General features: G+C 68.6%; 18 protein-coding genes. 13 read left to right on the top strand and 5 right to left on the bottom strand.

All coding sequences use genetic code 11. The annotated features are described in order from the left end of the window. Window positions 1-180 precede the first annotated feature (180 nt). From rpsM to MQC88_RS04975, 8 genes are all read left to right on the top strand, one after another. Window positions 181-537 carry a 30S ribosomal protein S13 gene (gene rpsM / locus MQC88_RS05010; RefSeq protein ID WP_243319589.1) on the top strand — a complete coding sequence of 119 codons (357 nt, stop codon included), beginning with the start codon at window positions 181-183 and terminating at the stop codon, window positions 535-537. Window positions 538-546: 9 nt separating this feature from the next. Further along, window positions 547-939 carry a 30S ribosomal protein S11 gene (gene rpsK / locus MQC88_RS05005; RefSeq protein ID WP_166208975.1) on the top strand — a complete coding sequence of 131 codons (393 nt, stop codon included), beginning with the start codon at window positions 547-549 and terminating at the stop codon, window positions 937-939. Window positions 940-953: 14 nt separating this feature from the next. Beyond that, entirely contained in the window at window positions 954-1,589 is a 636-nt protein-coding gene (rpsD, locus tag MQC88_RS05000) for a 30S ribosomal protein S4 (protein WP_243319587.1), read from the top strand. Window positions 1,590-1,743: 154 nt separating this feature from the next. Next, window positions 1,744-2,742, top strand: coding sequence for a DNA-directed RNA polymerase subunit alpha (locus MQC88_RS04995; RefSeq protein WP_243319585.1), 999 nt, complete (start codon window positions 1,744-1,746; stop codon window positions 2,740-2,742). 284 nt (window positions 2,743-3,026) lie between these two features. Then, window positions 3,027-3,401 (top strand): 50S ribosomal protein L17, encoded by a 375-nt coding sequence (rplQ, locus tag MQC88_RS04990; protein ID WP_243319583.1) that lies wholly within the window; start codon window positions 3,027-3,029, stop codon window positions 3,399-3,401. A gap of 193 nt (window positions 3,402-3,594) precedes the next feature. Further along, a complete protein-coding gene (locus tag MQC88_RS04985; RefSeq protein WP_243319580.1) occupies window positions 3,595-4,098 on the top strand; it encodes a disulfide bond formation protein B in 504 nt (167 codons plus the stop codon). 86 nt (window positions 4,099-4,184) lie between these two features. After that, the gene (locus MQC88_RS04980; protein ID WP_243319579.1) at window positions 4,185-5,576 is read left to right on the top strand and encodes a class II 3-deoxy-7-phosphoheptulonate synthase; all 1,392 of its coding nucleotides are present in this window, start codon (window positions 4,185-4,187) and stop codon (window positions 5,574-5,576) included. Window positions 5,577-5,797: 221 nt separating this feature from the next. Further along, window positions 5,798-6,709, top strand: a complete 912-nt coding sequence (locus MQC88_RS04975; RefSeq protein ID WP_243319576.1) for a WD40/YVTN/BNR-like repeat-containing protein — start codon at window positions 5,798-5,800, stop codon at window positions 6,707-6,709. On the opposite strand, the gene MQC88_RS04970 is transcribed toward MQC88_RS04975, so the two are convergent. The 3 genes from MQC88_RS04970 to typA all read right to left on the bottom strand — a co-directional run bounded on the left by MQC88_RS04970 (window position 6,687) and on the right by typA (window position 10,757). Next, window positions 6,687-8,300, bottom strand: a complete 1,614-nt coding sequence (locus tag MQC88_RS04970; RefSeq protein ID WP_243319574.1) for an amidase — start codon at window positions 8,298-8,300, stop codon at window positions 6,687-6,689. The two genes, MQC88_RS04975 and MQC88_RS04970, sit on opposite strands and share 23 nt — an antisense overlap. A gap of 89 nt (window positions 8,301-8,389) precedes the next feature. Next, complete coding sequence (locus tag MQC88_RS04965; RefSeq protein WP_243319572.1) at window positions 8,390-8,887, bottom strand: DUF2127 domain-containing protein; 498 nt, start codon at window positions 8,885-8,887, stop codon at window positions 8,390-8,392. A 40-nt stretch (window positions 8,888-8,927) separates the two neighbouring features. Next, entirely contained in the window at window positions 8,928-10,757 is a 1,830-nt protein-coding gene (gene typA / locus MQC88_RS04960; RefSeq protein ID WP_243319570.1) for a translational GTPase TypA, read from the bottom strand. Between the two features lie 152 nt (window positions 10,758-10,909). Between typA and MQC88_RS04955 the strand changes: the two genes are divergently transcribed. The 5 genes from MQC88_RS04955 (at window position 10,910) to prpC (ending at window position 15,877) form a co-directional block, all read left to right on the top strand. Further along, window positions 10,910-11,404 (top strand): peptidylprolyl isomerase, encoded by a 495-nt coding sequence (locus MQC88_RS04955; protein WP_243319568.1) that lies wholly within the window; start codon window positions 10,910-10,912, stop codon window positions 11,402-11,404. Window positions 11,405-11,508: 104 nt separating this feature from the next. Next, window positions 11,509-12,714: a pyridoxal phosphate-dependent aminotransferase gene (locus tag MQC88_RS04950; protein WP_243319566.1), complete on the top strand. Its 1,206-nt coding sequence runs from the start codon at window positions 11,509-11,511 to the stop codon at window positions 12,712-12,714. Between the two features lie 102 nt (window positions 12,715-12,816). Beyond that, window positions 12,817-13,800, top strand: coding sequence for a malate dehydrogenase (locus MQC88_RS04945; protein ID WP_243319564.1), 984 nt, complete (start codon window positions 12,817-12,819; stop codon window positions 13,798-13,800). A gap of 47 nt (window positions 13,801-13,847) precedes the next feature. Then, window positions 13,848-14,735 (top strand): methylisocitrate lyase, encoded by an 888-nt coding sequence (gene prpB, locus MQC88_RS04940; RefSeq protein ID WP_243319562.1) that lies wholly within the window; start codon window positions 13,848-13,850, stop codon window positions 14,733-14,735. After that, window positions 14,732-15,877 (top strand): bifunctional 2-methylcitrate synthase/citrate synthase, encoded by a 1,146-nt coding sequence (gene prpC, locus MQC88_RS04935; protein ID WP_243319561.1) that lies wholly within the window; start codon window positions 14,732-14,734, stop codon window positions 15,875-15,877. Before prpB ends, prpC begins: the two co-directional genes overlap by 4 nt. A 68-nt stretch (window positions 15,878-15,945) precedes the next feature. On the opposite strand, the gene MQC88_RS04930 is transcribed toward prpC, so the two are convergent. Next, complete coding sequence (locus MQC88_RS04930) at window positions 15,946-16,557, bottom strand: glutathione S-transferase family protein (RefSeq protein WP_243320292.1); 612 nt, start codon at window positions 16,555-16,557, stop codon at window positions 15,946-15,948. A 121-nt stretch (window positions 16,558-16,678) separates the two neighbouring features. Further along, window positions 16,679-17,137 (bottom strand): cell wall hydrolase, encoded by a 459-nt coding sequence (locus MQC88_RS04925; RefSeq protein WP_243319559.1) that lies wholly within the window; start codon window positions 17,135-17,137, stop codon window positions 16,679-16,681. Window positions 17,138-17,388: the final 251 nt, after the last annotated feature.

Below are 17,388 nucleotides of genomic sequence, written 5' to 3'. Positions count from 1 at the left end.
CGGTTCGCCGCCTCGACCAGCCAGCCCCGGGCCGTCGCCGGAGCATGGGCACACTCCCCATGCCGGGTCGCGGAAGCCTCGGCTTCCGAGGCTTCCTGTAGACCCGAGACCCTGTTAGAATTTCCGATTCACTCCGCCGGGTGGACCCCATCCGGCCGCCAACAGTTTGGAGATCGCGTCATGGCGCGTATTGCCGGCGTCAACCTGCCTGCCCAGAAGCACGTCTGGGTCGGGCTGCAAAGCATCTACGGCATCGGCCGTACCCGTTCAAAGAAAGTCTGCGAATCCGCCGGCGTCACGCCGTCGACCAAGATCCGCGACCTCTCCGAGCCCGAAGTCGAGCGCCTGCGCGCCGAGATCGGCAAGTTCGCCGTCGAAGGCGACCTGCGCCGCGAGGTCGGCGTCGCGATCAAGCGGCTGATGGACCTGGCCTGCTATCGCGGCCTGCGCCACCGCCGCGGCCTGCCGTTGCGCGGCCAGCGCACCCGGACCAACGCACGTACCCGCAAGGGTCCGCGCAAGGCCATCAAGAAGTAAGGAACCCACATGGCCAAGCCTGCTGCTGCGAAAGTCAAGAAGAAGATCAAGCGCGTCGTCACCGACGGCATCGCCCACGTCCACGCTTCGTTCAACAACACGATCATCACGATCACCGACCGCCAGGGCAACGCGCTGTCGTGGGCGACCTCGGGCGGCGCGGGTTTCCGCGGTTCCCGCAAGTCGACCCCGTTCGCGGCGCAGGTTGCCGCCGAGAAGGCCGGCAAGGTCGCGCTCGACTACGGCGTGAAGTCGCTGGAAGTGCGGATCAAGGGCCCCGGCCCGGGTCGCGAATCGGCCGTGCGTTCGCTCAACAACGTCGGCTACAAGATCACCAACATCATCGACGTGACGCCGATCCCGCACAACGGGTGCCGTCCGCCGAAGAAGCGTCGCGTCTAAGGGGGCGATAGAAAATGGCTCGTTACATCGGTCCCACCTGCAAGCTCGCCCGTCGCGAAGGCGCCGACCTCGGCCTGAAGTCGCCGGCGCGCGCGCTCGATTCCAAGTGCAAGCTGGAGCAGAAGCCCGGCCAGCACGGCGCCGGCACCGGCGCCCGCCGCAGCAAGCTGTCCGACTACGCCACCCAGCTGCGCGAGAAGCAGAAGGTCAAGCGCATTTACGGCCTGCTCGAGCGCCAGTTCCGCAATTACTACAAGAAGGCCTCGACCAAGAAGGGCAACACCGGCGAGAACCTGCTGCAGTTGCTGGAAACCCGCCTGGACAACGTCGTCTACCGCATGGGCTTCGCGATCACCCGCCCGGCCGCGCGCCAGCTGGTCAGCCACCGCGGCGTCACCGTCAACGGCAAGCCGGTCAACCTTCCTTCCTACGCGGTCAAGGCCGGCGACGCGATCGCCCTGTCCGAGAAGGCGCAGAAGCAGCTCCGCGTGCAGGAGTCGCTGACCGTGTCCGGCCAGATGGACCTGTCGCCGTCCTGGATCGAAGTCGACGCCAAGGCATTCGCCGGCGTGTTCAAGGCGGTGCCCGATCGCGCCGACCTGCCGGCCGACATCAACGAAGCGCTGATCGTCGAGTTGTATTCCAAGTAACTGATGTCGGCGAACCGGGGCCATGGCTCCCGGCTCGCCTCGAAACCTGGCCGGCCCGCGTCGCGTGCCGGCCGCTCCCCCGATCCGGGGGGGCTCCAAAAGCTGCAAGCCGGTGCCCACCCCAAGCCCCGGAATATTTGGAGACGCTGCAAACATGACGGTTACCGCCAACCAAGTCCTGCGTCCGCGCGGCCCCCAGATCGAACGCCTCGCCGGCAACCGCGCGAAGGTCGTGATCGAACCGCTGGAGCGCGGCTACGGCCATACCCTGGGCAACGCGCTGCGCCGCGTGTTGCTGTCCTCGATCCCCGGTTTCGCGATCACCGAAGTCGAGATCGACGGCGTGCTGCACGAGTACACCACGGTCGAGGGCCTGCAGGAAGACGTGCTCGAGGTGCTGCTGAACCTCAAGGACATCGCCATCCGCATGGGCACCGGCGACAGTTCCACCCTGAGCCTGAGCAAGCAGGGGCCGGGCGTGGTCATCGCGGGCGACATCAAGACCGACCACAACGTCGAGATCCTCAACCCCGAGCACGTGGTCGCGCACCTGACCAAGGACACGGCGCTGAACATGCGGCTCAAGATCGAGCGCGGCTTCGGCTACCAGCCGGCCGCCGCCCGCCGCAAGCCGGACGAGGAAACCCGCACGATCGGCCGGCTGATGCTGGACGCGTCGTTCTCGCCGGTGCGCCGCGTCGCCTACGCGGTGGAAGCCGCGCGCGTCGAGCAGCGCACCGACCTCGACAAGCTGGTGCTCGACATCGAGACCAACGGCACGATCGACGCCGAGGAAGCCGTGCGCACCGCCGCCGACATCCTCAGCGACCAGCTCAGCGTGTTCGGCGACTTCACCCACCGCGACCGCGGCGCGGCGAAGCCGGCCACGACCGGCGTCGACCCGGTGCTGCTGCGCCCGATCGACGACCTGGAACTGACGGTGCGTTCGGCCAACTGCCTCAAGGCCGAGAGCATCTACTACATCGGCGACCTGATCCAGAAGACCGAAGTCGAGCTGCTCAAGACCCCGAACCTGGGCAAGAAGTCGCTCACCGAGATCAAGGAAGTGCTGGCGCAGCGCGGCCTGTCGCTGGGCATGAAGCTCGAGAACTGGCCGCCGGCCGGGATCGCCTCGCACGGCATGATGGGGTAAGCAAGGGGCGCTGGCGCGGCACTGACGCGCGCCCCTTGCGAACGCCCGGCGCGCTGCGCCGGGCCGGGGCACCAAGCTTCGACTACGACGCAGTAGCCGAAGCGACGGATCCCAGGCTGTTGCCAATGATCCGGATGTAGTCGAGCAACACCAGGCCGACGTACTGAAAGTACGCGGCGCGCCGCCCACGGAGGGTCGGCAAGGACCAGCGCAGTCCGAAGCTCCAACGCCACGATGGCGACAGTGAAGTCCAGCATCTTCAACATTCACCAGGAAACCAAGCCATGCGCCACCAGAAATCCGGACGCAAGTTCAACCGCACCAGCGCCCATCGCCAGGCTATGTTCGAGAACATGGCCGCGTCGCTGATCAAGCATGAACTGATCAAGACCACGCTGCCCAAGGCCAAGGAACTGCGCCGCGTCGCCGAGCCGCTGATCACGCTGGCCAAGACCGACAGCGTCGCCAACCGCCGCCTCGCGTTCTCGCGCCTGCGTGACAAGGAAGCCGTCGGCACCCTGTTCACCGTGCACGGCCCGCGCTACGCCAGCCGCCCGGGCGGCTACCTGCGCATCCTCAAGTGCGGCTTCCGTGCCGGCGACAATGCGCCGATGGCGTACGTCGAGCTGGTCGACCGCCCGCAGGCGGCGGCCGAGTAAGCCGAGCCACCTGCGTGACCACCAACCCCGGCCGCGGCCGGGGTTTTCGTTTCCAGGGACGGTACCCACGCTCGGTCCGGTGCCCCGGGGAGCCGATTTCCGGACGAGGCGGCGCCTCGCCGGCTCTCCCGCGCCTGGGGCGCGGCGCGACTTCCCAAGCCGCGTTGCTGCCACTATCGTGCGCAACATGACGATGAATCCGCTCCGCTGGTCCTTCCGCGGCCAATGCCTGGCCGGTTTTGCCGCGTGCGCGGCGCTGGTCGGCTTCGCCATGTACGCGCAGTTGCACGACGGGCTGCAGCCTTGCCCGTTGTGCATCTTCCAGCGCGTCGCGTTCGCCTCGCTCGGGCTGGTCTTGCTGGTTGCCGGCTTGCATGCGCCTCGCGGCACGCGGGGACGGCGCGGCTATGGCGTGCTGGCGTTGCTCGCCGCGATCACCGGTGCCGCGATCGCCGGCCGCCATGTCTGGTTGCAGCACCTGCCGGCCGACCAGGTGCCGATGTGTGGCCCGGGCCTGAACTACCTGCTGGACGCGATGCCGGTCGCCGGCGTGATCCGCACGGTGCTGACCGGGTCGGGCGAATGCGCCAAGGTGGACTGGACCCTGCTGGGCCTGTCGATGCCGGAGTGGAGCCTGCTGTGGTTCGTGCTGTTGGCGGTGTGGGTCGTACTGACGATGTTCCGCGCGCAGCGCTGAGGTTCGCATCGCGGGTGCCGCCCGCGGTTGCGGCATCCCGGCGCCGGGGCGATGATGCCGCAGCGCAGCAACACGATGGAAGCCCGATGTCCGGCAGCGACCGCAACCTGCAATCCGTGAACGCCGATCCCGACTGGTCGCCGGCGTCGTGGCGCCTGCGGCCATCCCGGCAATTGCCGACCTATCCCGATGCACAGGCATTGCAGGATGCGTTGTCGGAACTGCATGCGTTGCCTCCGCTGGTGACATCCTGGGAGATCCTCGCGCTCAAGCAACGCCTGGCCGAAGCCCAGGACGGCAGGCGCTTCCTGCTGCAGGGCGGCGACTGCGCCGAGAACTTCGGCGAATGCAGCTCGGCGGTGATCTCCAACCGGCTCAAGGTCATGCTGCAGATGAGCCTGGTGCTGGTGCACGGGCTGCGCCTGCCTGTGGTGCGCGTGGGTCGTTTCGCCGGGCAGTACGCCAAGCCGCGATCGGCCGACACCGAAACCATCGATGGCATCACCTTGCCAAGTTACCGAGGCGACATCGTCAATGCGCCGGAGTTCACCGCGCAGGCGCGTGCCCCCGACCCGCGCCGCATGATCAAGGCGCATGCGCGGTCGGCGATGACGATGAACTTCGTGCGCGCGTTGATCGACGGCGGTTTCGCCGACCTCCACCACCCCGAGTACTGGGACCTGGGCTGGGTCGGGCATTCGCCGCTTGCCGACGAATACCGGCGCATGGTCGCCGGTATCGGCGATGCGGTGCGGTTCATGGAGACGCTGTCGGGCAGCGAGGTGCACAACCTCAACCGGGTCGATTTCTACACGTCGCATGAAGCGCTGCTGCTGCCCTACGAGCAGGCGCAGACGCGGCAGGTGCCGCGGCAGTGGGGCTGGTTCAACCTCAGCACGCACTTCCCGTGGGTCGGGATGCGCACCGCTGCGCCCGATGGCGCCCACGTCGAATATTTCCGCGGCATCCGCAATCCGATCGCGGTCAAGGTCGGGCCGTCGGTGACGCCGGAGCAGCTGCTGCGCCTGGTCGACGTGCTCAATCCCGCGGACGAGCCCGGGCGACTGACCCTGGTGCACCGCATGGGCGTGACCCAGGTCGCGGCCAGGCTGCCGCCGCTGCTCGATGCACTGCGGCGCGACGGGCGCCGGGTGCTCTGGATCTGCGATCCCATGCACGGCAACACCGAAACCACCGCCAACGGCTACAAGACCCGGCGCTTCGGCAACATCCGCAGCGAACTGGAGCAGGCGTTCGAGCTGCATGCCGCCGCCGGCACGCGCCTGGGCGGCGTGCACCTGGAACTGACCGGCGAGGACGTCACCGAGTGCACCGGCGGCGCCCGCGACCTGACCGACGCCGACCTTGCCCGCGCCTATCGGTCCACTGTCGACCCGCGCCTGAACTACGAACAGGCGCTGGAAGTGGCGATGCTGGTGGTGCGCAAGCAGGCGCAACTGGCGGCGCCGCGGCGATGAGGCGCGCGATCGCGTTGTTCGCCGCGTTGCTGGCGGCCGGCTGCGCCGGCGGCGGGCCGCCGCATGCGGCAACGGCCGCGACGGCCGCTACGCCGCCGGTGGCCGCGGAAGCGATGGCGCCTGCCACGATCACCGTGCAGGACTCCGGCGTCGCCGTGCGGCTGCGCGGCATCTCCGCCGTCGACGCACGCGTCGCCTGGGCCAGCGGTCGCGAGGGCACGGTGCTGCGCACGCTGGATGGCGGCGCGCACTGGCAGGCGTTGCATGTTCCGGGAGCGGAGGCGCTGGACTTCCGCGATATCGAGGGTTTCTCCGCGGATCGGGCCGTGGTGCTGTCCATCGGCCCCGGCGCGGACTCGCGCATCTACCGCACCGAAGACGGCGGGCGCAGCTGGCAACTCGCGCTCCAGAACGCCGATCCGCGCGCGTTCTTCGATTGCATGGCTTTCCGGGGCGAGCGCGGCTGGATGCTGGGCGATCCGGTTGATGGCGCGTTCCAGCTCCACGCGACCAACGACGGCGGCCGCACGTGGGTGCTGCAACCGGGCGCGATGCCGACCGCGCGGAAGGACGAGGCGGCCTTCGCCGCGAGCGGCACCTGCATCGCGACCACGCCGTGGGGCGGGCGGATGATCGTGGGCGGGGGTGGTGCCGCACGCGCCTATGTCGATGCCGCCGACGCCGCGGAGCCGGGCACGGCCGGCGATGCCAACCTCGACGCGTCGTGGTCGGCGTACGCGACGCCGATGCCGGCACGGGTGCCCGCCGCCGGCATCTTCTCCGCCGCCCCCGCGGGCGGGGACATGCTGCTGGTCGGCGGCGACTTCGAGCATGAGGCCGCCCCGGGCAGCGCGGCGCTCGCGCAACGGCGGGAGGACGGCAGCCTGGTGGTTTCGGGATTGCCCGATCCACGCGGTTACCGCTCCGGCGTGGCCTGCGCCGGCGACGTCCAGCCGCGCTGCATTGCGGTCGGTCCGAGCGGCGTCGACGTGCTCATCGACGGCCGCTGGCAGGCGCTGTCGGACACCGGTTACGACGCGATCGACGTCGCCGGCAATGTCGGCTGGGCGAGCGGCGACAAGGGCCGCGTCGCCCGCATCGAAATCGGGGCTAAGGCCCCAGCGTCGGAATGAACGTGGGTGGGCGGCGCGCCCGTGCGGCCTGCTCGAAACCGTAGGCGATTTCGATCAGGCGCGGTTCGCTCCACGCCGCGCCCATGAACACGATCCCGACCGGCAACTCGTGCGCGAAGCCCGCCGGCACCGTGATCGACGGATAACCCGCAACCGAGGTGACCTGCGAGACCCCACCCACGGTCGGGTCGCCGCTGACGACGTGGTCGCCGAGCACCAGATCGGTCGGGAACGCCGGACCCCAGGATGGCGCCAGCAGCGCGTCGAGGCTGTTCGCCTGCAATGCCGCGTCGATGCCTTCCGGGCCGGCGCGGCGCTTCGCGCGTGCCAGCGCGTCGCGGTAGCTGCGCTCGGTCAGCGGCCCCTTCGCCTGCGCCTGCTCGAACAGTTCCTGCCCGAACCACGGCATCTCCTGCGCCGCATGCGCGGTGTTGAAGGCGATCAGGTCGGCCAGCGTCTTCGGCGCGACGCCGGCACCGGCGAGGTAGGCGGCGATGTCGTGCTTGAACTCGTACAGCAGGATCGTGAACTCGTCGTCACCGAGCGTGTCGATGTTGGGCACGTCCACGGGGTCGACGATGGTCGCTCCCTGCGCGCGCAACAGGGCGATCGCCTGCTCGAGCACGCGGTCGGCGTTGGGTTCCATGCCGGCCAGCTTGCGCACGACGCCGATGCGCTTGCCGGCGAGGCCGTCGCGCTTGAGGAAGGCCGAGTAGTCGGTGGCGTGCCGTGCGGATGGCGCCGTCGCGTCGTCGCTCGCATCGCTGCCTGCCATGGCGGTGAGCAGCAGCGCCGCGTCGGCGACGCTGCGCGTCATCGGACCCGCGGTGTCCTGCGAATGCGCCAGCGGGATGATGCCGGCGCGGCTGACCAGCCCGAGCGTCGGCTTGATGCCGACGAGACCGGTCATCGCCGCCGGGCAGATCACGCTGCCATCGGTTTCGGTGCCGACGCCGACCGCGGCGAGGTTGGCCGCGATCGCGCTGCCGGTGCCCGCACTGGAACCGCAGGGATTGCGGTCCAGCACGTAGGGGTTGCGCGTCTGGCCGCCGCGGCCACTCCAGCCGGAACTGGCGTGGCTGGAGCGGAAGTTGGCCCACTCGCTGAGGTTGGTTTTGCCCAGGATCACGGCCCCGGCGTCGCGCAGGCGCTGCACCAGGAACGCGTCGGTCCTGGGCCTGTGCCCAGCCAGCGCCAGTGAGCCGGCGGAGTTGACCATCGGCTTGGCGTCGATGTTGTCCTTGAGCAGCACCGGGATGCCGTGCAGCGGGCCGCGCAGCTTGCCGGCCTTGCGTTCGGCATCGCGTGCGTCGGCTTCGGCGAGTGCTTCGGGATTGAGCTCGATCACCGCGTTGAGCATCGGCCCGGCATCGTCGATGGCCGCGATGCGGTCGAGGTAGGCCTGGACGAGGGCATGGCTGTCGAGCGTGCCTGCGCGCATCTGTTGGTGCAGGTCGCTGATGTCCGCTTCGGCGTAGCGGAAAGCCGCGGCGTCCTGCGGCGCAGGGATCGCCCCGGAACCGGCCTGCGATTGCGCGCGCAGCGGAAGCGGATGTGCGGCGACGGCGATCGTCGCCAACAGCAGGAGCATGCAGCGCATGGCGTTCCCCGGTGCACGGCCCGGCGGCCGCGGAGCCGACAGCATCCCGCGGCGGATCGGAGCGGGCAAGCCTCTGCGAGTCAGTAGCGCCGGCGGAGCAGGTCGCGCGCCAGCACCCACACCACCAGCAGGTTGATCCCCAGCACCGCGAGCGCCGGCCAGCCCGGGTGGCGCCAGAGCGCATACAGGTCCAGCGGCAGGTACAGCGACGCGGCGACGCAGCCCAGCCACGAGGCCCAGGCCTTGGCACGCCACAGGCCCCAGGCCTCGAGCAGGTGCAACAGTCCGTAGGCCATCACCGCGGCCGCGGCCCAGTGCACGGCGCCGGGGCTGATCTGGCGCGCGAACAGCGCCAGCGCGCCGGATTGCGGATCGAGCTGGAAACGGGCGATCAGTTCGCGCACCCAGCGTTGCAGCGGCGCGGGTCCGAGCAGTTCCAGGCCACTGGCCGCGAGCACCGCCAGCAGGCCCTTGACCCCTTCGACCAGGGCGATCGCGTGCAGGCCCGGATGCGCATGCGGGTCCGGGTTGTAGTGCGGATGCCGCGGGTCGGTCAGCGGATAGTCGTGCGGGCTCATGGGGCGCGCAGGCTGGCCGGTCCGCCGCGCTCGCCGGACGTCACGCCGCGCGCGAGGCGCGCTTGCGGTCGGTCTCGGTCAGGAACTTCTTGCGCAGGCGGATTTCCTTCGGCGTGACTTCCACCAGCTCGTCGTCCTCGATGAAGTCCAGCGCCTGTTCCAGGGTGTACTTGATCGCCGGGGTGAGCTGGATCGCGTCGTCCTTGCCCGAGGCGCGCATGTTGGTCAGCGGCTTGGGCTTGATGACGTTGACGGTGAGGTCGTTGTCCTTCGAATGGATGCCCACCAGCTGGCCCTCGTACACGTTGTCGCCTTCCGCGGCGAACAGGCGGCCGCGTTCCTGCAGCGGTCCGAGCGAGTACGCCGGCGTGGTGCCGGGCGCGTTGGCGATCATCACGCCGTTGATGCGCTTGGCGATCGCGCCGGTTTCCTTGGGGCCGTAATGGTCGAACACGTGGAACAGCAGGCCCGAGCCCTGGGTGAGGGTACGGAACTCGTTCTGGAACCCGATCAGGCCGCGCGCCGGGATCATGTAGTCCAGGCGCACGCGTCCCTTGCCGTCGGACTCCATGTTCTTGAGCTGCGCCTTGCGCGTGCCCAGCTTCTCCATCACGCCGCCCTGGTGCACTTCCTCGACGTCGACCACCAGCTGCTCGATCGGCTCCATCAGCTGGCCGTCGATTTCCTTGATGATCACTTCCGGGCGCGACACCGCCAGTTCGAAGCCTTCGCGGCGCATGGTCTCGATCAGCACCGACAGGTGCAGCTCGCCGCGGCCGGAAACCAGGAACTTGTCAGGGTCCGAGCCTTCCTCGACCTTGAGCGCGACGTTGTGCAGGGTTTCGCGCTCCAGCCGCTCGCGCAACTGGCGGCTGGTGATGAACTTGCCGCCGCTGCGGTCCTTGTTGCCGGCGAACGGCGAGTTGTTGACCTGGAAGGTCATGCTGATGGTCGGCTCGTCCACGGTCAGCGCCGGCAGGGCCTCGGGCGCATCGAGCGCGCAGATCGTGTCGGAGATGCTGAGGTCGGCGACGCCGGAGATGGCGACGATGTCGCCGGCTTCGGCCTCCTCGACCTCGACCCGCTCCAGGCCCATGAAGCCGAGCACCTGCAGCACCTTGCCCTGGCGCTTCTTGCCGTGGCGGTCGACCACGCTGACCGGCATGTTGGTGCGCACCTTGCCGCGCTGGATGCGGCCGACGCCGATCAGGCCGACGAAGTTGTTGTAGTCCAGCTGGCTGACGCGCATCTGGAACGGGCCTTCCGCGTCGACGGTCGGCGGCGGCACGTGCTTCATGATCGCTTCGTACAGCGGGGTCATGTCGCCGTCGCGCGCGCTGTCGTCGAGGCTGGCATAGCCGTGCAGCGCCGACGCGTACACGATCGGGAAGTCGAGCTGCTCGTTGGTGGCGCCGAGCTTGTCGAACAGGTCGAACACCTGGTCGATCACCCAGTCCGGGCGCGCGCCCGGGCGGTCGATCTTGTTGACCACGACGATGGGCTTGAAGCCCATCGCGAACGCCTTCTGGGTGACGAAGCGGGTCTGCGGCATCGGCCCGTCCATGGCGTCGACCAGGATCAGGACGGAGTCCACCATCGACAGCACGCGCTCGACCTCGCCGCCGAAGTCGGCGTGCCCGGGCGTGTCGACGATGTTGATGCGGTTGCCCTGCCAGGTGATGGCGGTGTTCTTGGACAGGATGGTGATGCCGCGTTCCTTTTCCTGGTCGTTGCTGTCCATCACGCGCTCGGCGAGCACGGTGCGTTCGGAGAACGTCCCGGACTGCTTCAGCAGGCAGTCGACGAGCGTGGTCTTGCCATGGTCGACGTGGGCGACGATGGCGATGTTGCGGAGGCGTTCGATGGACATCGGGAAGGCGCGCCGGGGCACGGCGGGGCAGCAGAAAGGGAGCCGGACATTATACGGGCATGACCTGACTCCACGCAGGCTGCGTTAAACTCCGCGCCCCCGAGGCCCGCCTGCCCGCGACGTCCCGGCCCCCACCCGCAGGAGCCCGCCCCATGTCCCTCATTGCCACCTTCGACACCGACCGCGGCCCGATCAAGGTCGAGCTGTACCCCGACAAGGCCCCGCTGACGGTCGCCAGCTTCGTCAACCTGGCCCGGCGCGGCTTCTACGACGGGCTCGGCTTCCACCGCGTGATCCCCGATTTCATGATCCAGGGCGGCTGCCCGGAGGGTTCCGGCCGCGGCGGCCCGGGCTACAAGTTCGAGGACGAGGCCAACAACGGCCTCGGCCACGAGCGCGGCGTGCTGTCGATGGCCAACGCCGGCCCCAACACCAACGGCAGCCAGTTCTTCATCACCCACGTCGCCACCCCCTGGCTGGACGGCAAGCACACCGTGTTCGGCAAGGTGCTCGAGGGGCTGGACGCGGTCGACAAGGTGCAGCAGGGCGACCACATCCGCTCGGTGCGGATCGAGGGCGACGCCGATGCGGTGCTGGCGGCCAAGGCCGACCGCGTCGCCGAATGGAACCGCATCCTGGGCGCGTAAGCAGCCGCGCAGCACGCGCTTCCGGCGCAGCGGCACCCCCGGTCGCGGGGTGTCGCTGTGCTAAAATTTCGGGTCTGCAAGACATTTCCCCCGAGGTTTCCGCGATGCCCCAGTTCGCCAGCCGCATCGGCCGCGCCAAGCCCAGCGCGATCATGGAGATCGCCGAAAAAGCCAAGCGGCTGAAGGCCGAAGGCCGCGACATCATCAGCTTCTCGATCGGCGTTCCGAATTTCCTCCCGGGCGACCACGTCTACGCAGCCGCGCGCGACGCGCTGGCGCACGACTCCGGCCAGTACGGCAGCAACCGTGGCAGCGATGCGTTGCTGGACGCTTTCCTCGGGCACATCGCGCAGATCGGCCTGGATGGCTACACCCGCGCCAACTGCGCCATCGGCATCGGTGCCAAGCATGTCATCTACAACCTCGCCGAGGCGCTGCTGGAGGAGGGCGACACGATCGCGTTCCCGGTGCCGTACTGGACCAGCTACCTCGACATCGCCGAGATCGTCAACGCCCGGGTCGACCTGCTGCCGTGCCCGGCCTCCCAGGACTACAAGCTCACCCCGGCGCAGCTCGACGCCGCCCTGGCGAACAAGCCACGGGTGTTCCTGTTCAACAATCCGTCCAACCCGACCGGCATGGTCTATTCGAAGGACGAGATCTCGGCGCTGGCCGACGTGCTGGTGAAGCACCCGGATACCTGGATCATCACCGACGACATCTACAACCGCATGGTGTTCGACGGCGTCGGCTACCACAATTTCGTGCATGCGCGCCCGGAACTGCGCGACCGCGTGGTCTTCATCGATTCGCTGTCCAAGACCTACGGCATGCCGGGCTGGCGCGTCGGCTTCATGGCCGGGCCGGAGTCGGTGGCCAGGGCCGTGGTGACGATGAACTCCAACCACATCACCAACCTGCCGGAAGTGACCACGGCCGCCGCGATCGCCGCGCTGTCGGGCCCGCAGGACATCCCGCAGGCCAAGTGCGCCGAGTTCCAGGCCAAGCGCGACCAGGTGATGGCGATGTTCGCCACGATCCCGGGCGTGGTCTGCCCGCGGCCGCAGGGTGCGTTCTACGTGTTCCCGGACATCAGCGTCGCGTTCGGCAAGACCCACCAGCCCTCCGGCCTGGCGATCGGCAACGACGTGGATTTCTGCGCCGCGCTGCTGCAGGCCAAGGGCGTGGCCTGCGTGCCTGGCTCGGCTTTCGGTGAACCGCGCGCGCTGCGCATCAGCTACACCTGCCCGACGCCGCAGCTGGCGCCCGGCCTGGAACGCATCCGCGAGTTCTTCGCCGAACTCGCCTGACACCAAACCGCCACCCCGGGCGCAGCGAAAGGCCCGCTTTTTCGTGAAGCGGATCGGGCGCTGCGTCGGCACCGGCAATCCGGAATTTCGAGGAGTTCGACCATGAAAGCCCCCGTTCGTGTCGCAGTCACCGGCGCCGCCGGCCAGATCGGCTACGCCCTGCTGTTCCGCATCGCCTCGGGCGAGATGCTGGGCAAGGACCAGCCGGTGATCCTGCAGATGCTCGAGCTGCCGATGGACAAGGCCCAGGCCGCGCTGCGTGGCGTGATGATGGAACTGGAGGACTGTGCGTTCCCGCTGCTCGCGGGGATGGTCGGCACCGACGATCCGATGGTCGCGTTCAAGGACGCCGACTACGCCCTGCTGGTAGGCGCGATGCCGCGCGGCCCCGGCATGGAACGCAAGGATCTGCTGCTCAAGAACGCCGAGATCTTCACCGTGCAGGGCAAGGCCCTCGACGCGGTCGCCTCGCGCGACGTCAAGGTGCTGGTGGTGGGCAACCCGGCCAACACCAACGCCTACATCGCCATGAAGTCGGCGCCCAACCTGCCGGCCGGGAATTTCACCGCGATGCTGCGCCTGGACCACAACCGCGCGCTGTCGCAGCTGGCAGGGAAGGCCGGCGTCGCGGTGGGCGACATCGAGAAGTTCGTCGTCTGGGGCAACCACAGCTCGACGATGTACCCGGATTACCGCTTCGCCACCTCGGGCGGGAAGTCGCTGCAGGAGGCCATCAACGACGCCGACTGGAACGCCAACATCTTCATCCCGACCGTCGCCAAGCGCGGCGCCGCGATCATCGAGGCGCGTGGCCTGTCGTCGGCGGCCTCGGCCGCCAATGCCGCCATCGGCCACATGCGCGACTGGGCGCTGGGCACCGGCGGCAAGTGGGTGACCATGGGCGTGCCGTCGGACGGCAGCTACGGCATCCCCGAGGGCATCATATACGGCATGCCGGTGACCACCGCCAACGGCGCTTACACCCGCGTCGAAGGCCTGCCGATCGACGAGTTCAGCCGCGCCGCGATGGACAAGACGCTGGCCGAGCTCGAGGAAGAGCGCGCGGGCGTCGCGCACCTGCTCTGATCCACACCGGGGCGGCCACAGGGTCGCCCCGTGCCATGGGAAGCACGATGACCGAACTCCGTTCCGCAGGCGCACGATTCCGCACTGCGATTGCCGAAGAATCCCCGTTGCAGGTGATGGGCGCGATCACCGCCTATGCCGGGCTGATGGCCAGGCGCGTCGGCTACAAGGCGCTGTACCTGTCCGGCGGCGGCGTCGCGGCCAACTCGCTGGGAATGCCCGACCTGGGCATCTCGACGATGGAGGACGTGCTCACCGACGCACGCCGGATCGTGGATGCCACCGGGATGCCGTTGCTCGTGGACATCGATACCGGCTGGGGCGGGGCATTCAACATCGGCCGCACGATCCGCAACTTCGAGCGCATCGGCGTCGCTGCCGTGCACATGGAAGACCAGGTCGGCCAGAAGCGCTGCGGCCACCGCCCGGGCAAGGAAGTGGTGCCGAAGGACGAGATGGTGGACCGGATCAAGGCCGCGGTCGACGCGCGCGGCGACGAGGCGTTCGTGATCATGGCCCGCACCGACGCAGCCGCGGTCGAGGGCATCGATGCGGCGATCGAGCGCGCGGTGGCCTACGTCGAGGCCGGCGCCGACATGGTCTTTCCCGAGGCGATGAAGTCGCTCGACGACTATCGCCGGTTCAAGGCCGCGGTGAGGGTGCCGATCCTGGCCAACCTGACCGAGTTCGGTTCGACCCCGTTCTTCACCACCGACGAGCTGCGCGAAGCCGGCGTCGACATCGCGCTGTACTGCTGCGGCGCCTATCGCGCGATGAACAAGGCCGCGCTCGGCTTCTACGAAACCGTGCGCCGCGAAGGCACGCAGAAGCACATCATCGACCGCTTGCAGACCCGCGACGAGCTGTACGACTTCCTGGGTTACCACGCCTACGAGGACAAGCTCGACGCATTGTTCAAGAAGGAATCCGAATGACCGAGCAGACCCTCCCCAAGCCGAAGAAGTCCGTCGCCCTCAGCGGCACGCCGGCCGGCAACACTGCCCTGTGCACCGTAGGCCGCAGCGGCAACGACCTGCATTACCGCGGCTACGACATCCACGACCTGGCCACCCGGTCCTCCTTCGAGGAAGTCGCGCACCTGCTGGTCCACGGCGCGCTGCCGACCACTTCCCAGCTCAAGGCCTACAAGGGCAAGCTCAAGCGCCTGCGCGGGCTGCCGGCGATCGTCAGCGAGGCGCTGGAGCTGGTACCGGCCAACGCCCACCCGATGGACGTGCTGCGCACCGGCTGCTCGGTGCTCGGCACCGTGCTGCCCGAGCGCGATGGCCACCCCGCGGCCGAGGCGCGCGACATCGCCGACCGGCTGATGGCGAGCTTCGGTTCGATGCTGCTGTACTGGTGGCACTTCACCCGCAACGGCCGCCGCATCGACTGCGAGACCGACGACGACTCGATCGCCGCGCACTTCCTGCACCTGCTGCACGGCGGGGAGCCGAGCGCGCTGCACGCCGATTCGCTGGACAAGTCGCTGGTGCTGTACGCCGAGCACGAGTTCAACGCCTCGACCTTCACCGCGCGCGTCATCGCCGGGACCGGCAGCGACATGCATTCGTGCATCACCGGCGCGATCGGCGCGCTGCGCGGCCCCAAGCACGGCGGCGCCAACGAGGTGGCGATGGAGATCATCAGCCGTTACTCCACGCCCGGCGAGGCGGAAGCCGACATCCGTGAGCGCATGGAACGCAAGGAGATCGTGATCGGGTTCGGCCACCCGGTCTATACCGTCGGCGACCCGCGCAACCCGATCATCAAGGAAATCTCGCGCAAGCTGTGCGCCGATGGCGGCAACCAGGCGCTGTTCGACATCAGCGAGAGGATCGAAAGCCTGATGATGGACACCAAGAAGATGTTCCCGAACCTGGACTGGTACAGCGCCAGTGCCTACCACATGATGGGCATCCCGACGCCGATGTTCACCCCGCTGTTCGTGATCGCGCGCACCTCGGGCTGGGGCGCGCACGTCATCGAGCAACGCGAGGACGGCAAGATCATCCGCCCCAGCGCCAATTACGTGGGGCCGGAAGACCGCGCCTACGTGCCGATCGACAAGCGCTGAGCAGTCGCATCAACCACGAAAAAAGCCGCGCAATGCGCGGCTTTTTCGTGGTTGCAATCCGATGGCGATCAGGCAAGGCCTTCCTGTTCCAGCGCACGCCGCACGCCCGGATCGGCCAGCATTGCGTCGAAGAAGCGCTCCAGGTGGTCGAGGCCGGTGAGGTCGACACCATGCGCCTTCGCCCAGCGCGTGACCACGAACAGGTAGGGGTCGGCGATCGAACGCGTGCCGGCGATCCAGTCGTGGCCGGCGAGTTGCGCGTCCGCGCGCTCGAACAGTCCGCGCAGCCTGGCGCGCGCGGCGTCCTTGCTCTTCTCGATCAGCGCCGCATCCTCGAGGTAGGCGGTCGAGCCGAACATCGGCTGGAACGCCGGATGGATGTCGGAGTTGGCGAACGCCAGCCACTTGTTGACTTCGGCGCGCGCCCTCGGCGTGCCATCGCCGCCGAGCCCGGCCTGGGGGAAGCTGTCGGCCAGGTAGTTGAGGATCGCCGCGTTCTGCGTCAGTACCCATCCGTCCTGTTCCAGCGCGGGGACCGCACCGGCCGGGTTGATCCTGAGGTAGGCGGGCCGCTTGCGCTCTTCGCGCGACATGCGCACCGCTTCATAAGGCAGCCCGATCCATTCGAGCGCGATGTGGTCGGCCAGCGAACAGGCTCCGGGCGAGTAATACAGCTTCATGGGGAAGGCTCCGGCGAAGAAAACGGCCATGATGCCGGTTCCGCCGCCGCCGCCGGATGACGTGCCTGCAACGCTGTGTTGCCTCGCGCCGGGATGGACGCAAGCCCGGCCGCCGCGGGCGTCAGGACTTGCGCGGCTTGAGTGATTGCACCTTGAAGAAGGTGTGGTCGCCGATGGTCGCGACCTGGTAGGCGCTGCGCCAGCTCGGCGAGGCGATCGCGGTGGCGGCGAAATGGCTGGCCCCCGGCACGATCTCCTTGCGCTGGCCGGCCGGCAAGGCCCAGTTGCGCTCCGACTCCAACGCGACGGTGACCGCTTCGGCCCAGGCCTGGGTATTGCCCAGGCGGGTGTTGGGCGAAACCAGGCTCGGCGCGAACTGCTTGCGCGCGGTGACCACGGCGCACAGGTTGTCGCCCCAGAGGCCGCTGTCGCGGCGGCGCAGGGCGACCTCGGCCACGGCCTGCTGGCCGCGCGCGGACTGGTCGCGGGCTTCCAGGTAGACGGTGGTGCTCAGGCACAGCGAATCGGCGGCCGGCTGCGGCAGGAACTGCGACAGCCAGAGGATCCAGACCAGCTTCATGGCGACTCCTTGCTCCGTTGCGCCGGCCCGCGGATGCTGCTCCCGCCTTTGTTAAGTCGGGATCGGCACCGGGAACCGGCCTGGCGTACTGGGGAGGGCGGCGGCTCTGCGGCGCGCCTTTGCCCGGGCGCGAACGACCGCGGGATTGCGGTCTGGCGCCGGTGCCCGCTCACGAGGCGGCGGGCAAAAAAGTTGGCGCACGGTAACGGCACAAAACCAAACGCCAGCTGAACAGGAATTCCGGGCTGAAT

Source organism: Cognatiluteimonas sedimenti, assembly GCF_022808325.1.
Classification (GTDB): domain Bacteria; phylum Pseudomonadota; class Gammaproteobacteria; order Xanthomonadales; family Xanthomonadaceae; genus Cognatiluteimonas; species Cognatiluteimonas sedimenti.
The sequence above is the reverse complement of the archived record's forward strand: the minus strand, read 5'-3'. Positions and strand labels throughout refer to the sequence as shown.

Excerpts from the sequence above, each read along its gene's own strand:
- rpsM (WP_243319589.1), top strand. The coding sequence starts at position 181 with ATGGCGCGTATTGCCGGCGTCAACCTGCCTGCCCAGAAGCACGTCTGG.
- rpsK (WP_166208975.1), top strand. The coding sequence starts at position 547 with ATGGCCAAGCCTGCTGCTGCGAAAGTCAAGAAGAAGATCAAGCGCGTC.
- rpsD (WP_243319587.1), top strand. The coding sequence starts at position 954 with ATGGCTCGTTACATCGGTCCCACCTGCAAGCTCGCCCGTCGCGAAGGC.
- MQC88_RS04995 (WP_243319585.1), top strand. The coding sequence starts at position 1,744 with ATGACGGTTACCGCCAACCAAGTCCTGCGTCCGCGCGGCCCCCAGATC.
- rplQ (WP_243319583.1), top strand. The coding sequence starts at position 3,027 with ATGCGCCACCAGAAATCCGGACGCAAGTTCAACCGCACCAGCGCCCAT.
- MQC88_RS04985 (WP_243319580.1), top strand. The coding sequence starts at position 3,595 with ATGAATCCGCTCCGCTGGTCCTTCCGCGGCCAATGCCTGGCCGGTTTT.
- MQC88_RS04980 (WP_243319579.1), top strand. The coding sequence starts at position 4,185 with ATGTCCGGCAGCGACCGCAACCTGCAATCCGTGAACGCCGATCCCGAC.
- MQC88_RS04970 (WP_243319574.1), bottom strand. The coding sequence starts at position 8,300 with ATGCTCCTGCTGTTGGCGACGATCGCCGTCGCCGCACATCCGCTTCCG.
- MQC88_RS04965 (WP_243319572.1), bottom strand. The coding sequence starts at position 8,887 with ATGAGCCCGCACGACTATCCGCTGACCGACCCGCGGCATCCGCACTAC.
- typA (WP_243319570.1), bottom strand. The coding sequence starts at position 10,757 with ATGTCCATCGAACGCCTCCGCAACATCGCCATCGTCGCCCACGTCGAC.
- MQC88_RS04955 (WP_243319568.1), top strand. The coding sequence starts at position 10,910 with ATGTCCCTCATTGCCACCTTCGACACCGACCGCGGCCCGATCAAGGTC.
- MQC88_RS04950 (WP_243319566.1), top strand. The coding sequence starts at position 11,509 with ATGCCCCAGTTCGCCAGCCGCATCGGCCGCGCCAAGCCCAGCGCGATC.
- MQC88_RS04945 (WP_243319564.1), top strand. The coding sequence starts at position 12,817 with ATGAAAGCCCCCGTTCGTGTCGCAGTCACCGGCGCCGCCGGCCAGATC.
- prpB (WP_243319562.1), top strand. The coding sequence starts at position 13,848 with ATGACCGAACTCCGTTCCGCAGGCGCACGATTCCGCACTGCGATTGCC.
- prpC (WP_243319561.1), top strand. The coding sequence starts at position 14,732 with ATGACCGAGCAGACCCTCCCCAAGCCGAAGAAGTCCGTCGCCCTCAGC.
- MQC88_RS04930 (WP_243320292.1), bottom strand. The coding sequence starts at position 16,557 with ATGAAGCTGTATTACTCGCCCGGAGCCTGTTCGCTGGCCGACCACATC.
- MQC88_RS04925 (WP_243319559.1), bottom strand. The coding sequence starts at position 17,137 with ATGAAGCTGGTCTGGATCCTCTGGCTGTCGCAGTTCCTGCCGCAGCCG.